The sequence below is a fragment of the Aerosakkonema sp. BLCC-F183 genome, from assembly GCF_041929145.1.
Classification (GTDB): domain Bacteria; phylum Cyanobacteriota; class Cyanobacteriia; order Cyanobacteriales; family Aerosakkonemataceae; genus Aerosakkonema.
Map to the genome: position 1 here is coordinate 1 of NZ_JBHFNU010000109.1, position 5,494 is coordinate 5,494.

1 protein-coding gene and 1 pseudogene are annotated in these 5,494 nt (G+C 38.7%); both read left to right on the plus strand.

The genetic code is table 11. From position 1 onward, the window contains the following. Positions 1-4,636, plus strand: a 4,636-nt coding sequence (locus ACE1CD_RS32465; RefSeq protein ID WP_374827388.1) for an AAA family ATPase, incomplete at its 5' end; no start/stop codon positions are given. Between the two features lie 8 nt (positions 4,637-4,644). Further along, positions 4,645-4,849 (plus strand): annotated as a pseudogene (locus ACE1CD_RS32470) (hypothetical protein); the annotation flags it as partial. Positions 4,850-5,494 lie beyond the last annotated feature (645 nt).

Here is a 5,494-nt window from a genome sequence, read left to right on the forward strand (position 1 = left end):
CAAAAATGCCGAAGAACGCTATCAAAGCGCATTAGGGCTGAAATGGGATCTAGAAAAATGTTGGCAGCAATTGCAAACAAAAGGTGGCATTGAAGCTTTTCCCATTGCACAAAGAGATTTGTGCGATCGCTTCATCATCCCCGATAAACTCTATGGACGAGAAACAGAAGTTCAAACCTTACTAGAAGCATTTGAGAGGGTTAGCCTTGGTGCAACCGAAATGATGCTAGTAGCTGGGTTTTCGGGAATTGGTAAAACCGCCGTTGTCAACGAAGTACATAAACCAATTGTCAGACAACGCGGCTATTTTATTAAAGGGAAATTCGACCAGTTTAATCGCAATATTCCCTTTTCTGCATTTGTGCAAGCATTTCGCGATCTAATGGGGCAATTATTGACCGAAAGCGATGTGCAAATTCAGGAATGGAAAAATCAAATATTAGAGGCTGTGGGGGAAAATGGACAAGTAATTATTGACGTCATTCCCGAATTAGAAAACATTATTGGTATTCAACCACCAGCAGTAGAATTATCAGGAACAGCCGCGCAAAATCGCTTTAATCTATTATTTCAAAAATTCACCCAAGTCTTTACAACTCCTGAACATCCCTTAGTGATGTTTTTAGATGATTTACAATGGGCAGATTCCGCATCACTCAAGTTAATGCAGCTATTAATGGCTGACACAGGTCATCTTTTCATTATGGGAGCCTACCGTGATAACGAAGTCCTACCAGGACATCCATTATTGATGACCTTGAGTGAAATCCAAAAGAAACAAGCAACAATTAACACGATTACTTTAGCACCACTCAGTCAAGTCAAAGTAAATCAATTAGTTGCTGACACACTCAAATGTTCAGAAGAATTGGCATGGAATCTTTCTAAATTAATCTCTCAAAAAACTCAAGGTAATCCATTTTTTGCTACACAGTTTCTTAAAGCACTGCATCAAGATGGACTAATTCAATTTGATTTTGAATTAAGCTGTTGGCAATGTGATATAGCTGAAGTCAAGGTGCAAGCAACTACAGATGACGTTGTGGCTTTTATGAGTCTGCAATTGCGGAAACTTCCACCATCAACTCAAGAAGTATTGCAGTTAGCGGCTTGCATTGGTAACTCTTTCGATTTAGCAACATTGGCTATTGTTTCTGAACAATCTCAAATTGAAACAGCAGCTTGTTTATGGAAAGCATTACAAGAAGGATTAGTTTTACCCATTGGTGATGTTTATAAGTTTTATGTCGGTCAAGAAACTCTAGTACGTACCTCAGACAATCAAGAGATTGTTACTTACAAATTTCTCCATGACCGAGTACAACAAGCAGCATACTCTTTGATTCCCGATAATCAAAAACAACTAATGCACTTAAAAATTGGTCGATTGCTTTTAAGTGTAATCAATCAAACAGAAAAAGAGGAGAAAACTTTTGAGATAGTTAATCAATTAAATAAAGGCTCTGATTTAATAGAATCACAAAATGAACGAGAAGAATTAGCCAATCTCAATTTAGTTGCTGCCCAAAAAGCTAGATCTGCAACTGCTTACATTGCAGCTATTGAATACGCTACTCAAGGTATACAACTTCTCAGCCCAAATGGTTGGCAGAAATACTATGATTTAATATTAGCTCTCCATGATTTAGCCGCAGAAGTAGCCTGTCTAAGTGGTGAATTTACGCAGATGCAGGAAATGGTTGACGAGGTACTGCAAAATGCTCATCAATTACTAGACAAAGTAAAGGTTTATGAAGTGATGATTTTGGCTTATGTAGCTCAAAATCGGCAGCTAAAAGCCATTCAAACTGCCCTTGCTGTTTTGGAATTATTTGGAGTTTCGTTTCCAGAACATCCCACTCAAATAGATGTTTCTCAAAGTTTACAACAGACTCAAAATTTATTCCAAGGAAAAGATTTAGCACAGTTGTTAAAACTTCCAGAGATGACCGATCTCGAAGCTCTTGCAGAGATGAGAATTTTAGCAACTATCAACGCGGCAGTTTATCAAACTATTCCAGAATTACTACCGTTAATTGTATGTACGCAAGTAAGATTATCAATACAATATGGTAATGCTGACGTATCGGCACAAGCTTATGCTTGGTATGGAGTAATTTTGTGCATTATTGGCGAAATAGATTTAGGTAATCGTGTTGGTGATTTGGCAATGGAATTACTGCCAAAATTTGAGAGTAGAGAATTTCAAACCAGCACAATTAATATGGTTTATTCCTTCGTCAAGCCCTGGAAAAATCATATTCAATCGTCACTCGTTCCTTTGCTCGATGGATACCATAGAGGGCTGGAGATGGGGACTTTAGAATATGCTATCTACTGTGTTTATAATTACTGTACTCTGTCATTTTTCCTGGGACAAGATTTGTCAGTCCTAGAACCAGAGATGAAAGTTTACAGTCATGTATTTGCTCAACTTAAACAAGATACTACCCATAATTATCTTAAAATCTATTACCAATCTGTCTTAAATTTACTTGGAAAAAGTCAATGCCCTTGGCAAATTCAAGGTGTAGTCTATGACGAAGAAATAATGTTGCCCAAGCATCAGGAGGGTAAAGATTTTTATGCACTTGGAACCCTGTATATTAGTAAACTAGCTCTTTGTTATTTGTTCAATGAGTGGGAGCAAGCAAAAAAAGTAGCAATTGAAGCCAAAGAAAATTCCCATTCTCTATCCGGTTTTTTTATCATCCCAGTGTTTCATTTTTATGATTCATTGACTCATCTGGCAACATTACCTAACACAGAAGATAGGGAAGATAATTTACCACAGCAAGTTATTGACAACCAGACAAAACTTAAACAATGGGCTGAATATGCGCCCAACAACTATTTACATAAATTTTATTTAGTTGAAGCAGAACAGTATCGAGTATTAGGTAATAAATCGGAAGCAATAGAATACTACGAGCGTGCCATTACAGAAGCAAAAGCTAATGGCTATATTCAAGAAGAGGGTTTAGCCAATGAATTAGCCGCAAGATTTTACCTGGCTTGGGGGAAAGAGAAAGTCGCAGCAGTTTATATGCAGGAAGCATATTATTGTTATGCCCGGTGGGGAGCCAAAGCCAAAGTTGGCGACTTGGAACAACGCTACTCCCAATTACTTGCTCCGATATTACAGCAAAACCGTTCTCAACTTTCAACTAATGACACTATCTTCACTTTGGGAACTGTCACATCTACCAGTTCTGCGACAAAAAGCAGCAGCAGTATCTCAGATACTCTAGATTTAAAAGCAATCCTCAAAGCATCTCAGACTATCTCCTCTGAAATCGAACTAGAAAAACTGCTTACATCTTTACTTTCCATCGTGATAGAAACTGCTGGGGCTGATAAATCTGTATTAATGCTGTTTCGAGACAACCGCTTGCTAATTAAAGGCTCAATCACCCAAGGAACAAACCCAGTAGTATTGCAGAGAATTCCGGTTGGAGAGAGTCAAGACATTCCCCACAAGCTGATTTACAAAGTTAAGAACAGTCAACAGACTGTTGTCTTATTGGATGCCACCGCAGATATCACTTTCGCCAACGATCCCTATATCATTCGTCAGCAACCCAAGAGTATCTTGTGTATGCCAATTTTACATCAAGGTAAGTTCTTGGGGATTTTATATCTAGAAAATAATTTAGCAAAGGGGGCGTTTACGAGCGATCGCGTGGAACTGTTGAATTTACTTTGCGCTCAAGCCGCCATTTCTCTAGAAAATGCCCAACTTTATCAACTTTCCTTAGAATATGCCCAACAGCTAGAACAGGCATTACATAACTTACAACAAGCGCAATTACAAATTGTCCAAAGCGAAAAAATGTCCGCTTTGGGTAATATGGTGGCGGGAGTAGCGCACGAAATGAATAATCCTTTAGGGTTTATTGCTGCTAGTCTCCAACAAGCTAAACCCACTGTCTTCGAGATTGTCGAACACTTAAAACTCTATCAAGAAACTTTGACCGATCCAACTGAAGAAATCCAAACTCATGCCGAAGAAATTGACTTGGAATATAGCTTAGAAGACTTGCCCAAAATGCTAGATTCCATGTCTGTAGCCTGCGACAGACTAAAAAATATCAGCACTTCTCTACGCACGTTCTCCCGTGCCGATCGAGAATATAAAGTGCCATTTAATCTTCACGAAGGGATTGAGAGTACCCTATTAATTCTCAAACATCGTCTGAAAGCGAACGACCAACGTCCGGCGATTGAAGTGGTGATCGACTACGGAAATTTACCTCAAATTGAATGCTTTCCCGGTCAATTAAATCAGGTATTTATGAATATTCTCGCGAATGCGATCGACGCGGTAGAAGAATCAAATCTGGGACGGAGTTTGGCAGAAATTAAGGCAAAAACCAATCAAATTACCATTCAAACATCATTAGTAGATAAACTGGTAGAAATTCGGATTAACGATAATGGTAAAGGCATGACGGAGGCAGTCAAAGCTAAAATATTCGACCATTTATTTACGACCAAAGCTGTCGGTAAAGGGACGGGGTTAGGATTAGCTATTGCCCGTCAAATTGTCGTCGAAAAACATCAGGGGAGTATCGAAGTTGAATCAACTGTTGGTCGCGGCACCCAGTTCTGTATCCGATTGCCAATCTCAACCTAGCCATCTTCTATATCTCTCCCGAACAAACCGGTCGAATGAATCAGGGCATTGACTACCGGACAGATTTTTATTCATTAGGTATAACATTTTACGAATTACTCACCGGAGACTTACCCTTTCAATCAAAAGAAAGGTAAAATTGAAACCTTCCCGATCGCACAACGGGATCTGTGCGATCGCTTCATCATTCCCGATAAACTTTATGGACGAGAAATATTGTTTGCCCGCAATCTGCTATAAAAAAGCTAAATTCACTACTTTTTCACCAAAGTCTTGTATAATAAGTTATTCATCCAGGCAATCAAAAAATAAATGTTAATTCATCTTCATAAATTGTTCAAAAAATATTTTTTAACAGCCGAAATTTTTCTAGGCAATTTTACTATCGTATATCGGTTATTTGCAGAATCTAAAAATACTGAAACATCAACTGGAATCCAGAATTTAGTGCGACTCACCTTTAATAAGATAATCTTATTTTGCGCTCGATATAGCAGGAATAACGTATAGGCGATTGAGCAATAATACGCCTCACACTCGCTCTCCTTGACATGGGGAAATAAAAATAATTGTAGTCTAAAAATCTCAGAGGAGTATCGAAGTTGAGTCAAAATTTGGTCGCGTAACTCAGTTCTGTATCCGACTGCCAATCTCACCCTAGCCATCTTCTCAAATCTAGTAATTTCAAGCTAAACAACCAGACAAACCACTAACGGAGAAATCATCATGAATCTGACTGGATATCAACTCAACACGGAATTATATAACGGGTCGAGAACTATTGTGTATCGCGGTGAACGCGAGGCGGACTCGCTACCAGTAGCGATCAAACTACTAAAAAACCCCTATCCCAGTTTC